We start from the raw sequence: 530 nt of genomic DNA on the forward strand, positions 1-530 counted from the left end.
AAAAGGACACACCTAAGGCGCATTATGCCATAGGTGTGTCCTTTTTTTGCGTTTAAAGGCTACATAAGGAGGAATACAAACATTGAAGCCATCTAAGTTTCAAAAGAAGCAGATTGTTGCGGTAGGTCTAGCCGCTGCAACAGTAGCGGGTATCTATGGATACAATCATTTCGCAGTAGAAAATGCTGTAAAACCAACAAAGATTGTTGTAGCCGCAAAGGATATACCTGCGCATACAGAAATTAAAGAAGACATGCTAGTGGAACGAACATTACCTGGTGATGCGATTCCCCCTAATGCATTACGTGTAAATAAAAAAGAGGTTGTAGGTAAGTGGACAAATGATGGGCAGCCCATTACAGAAAATAGCTATCTCTTTAAAAATAATGTAGTAAAGAAAGATGAGTTACCGGACTCTGCTATTTTAAATTTGAAAGATGGAGAAGTTGCTTTTCCGTTACTTGTTGATTTGGAAACAAGTTCAGGGAATAGTATTATCCCAAATACGTATGTGGACTTGTATTTCAAAC

The 530-nt window shown here is 38.3% G+C and carries 1 protein-coding gene; it reads left to right on the plus strand.

Translation table 11 applies throughout. The features are described from left to right. Positions 1 to 82: 82 nt before the first annotated feature. On the plus strand, positions 83 to 530 hold a 448-nt coding region (gene cpaB / locus CO726_RS31280), incomplete at its 3' end, for a Flp pilus assembly protein CpaB (protein ID WP_245916864.1).

The organism is Bacillus fungorum, from assembly GCF_002746455.1.
Taxonomy (GTDB): Bacteria; Bacillota; Bacilli; order Bacillales; family Bacillaceae_G; genus Bacillus_A; species Bacillus_A fungorum.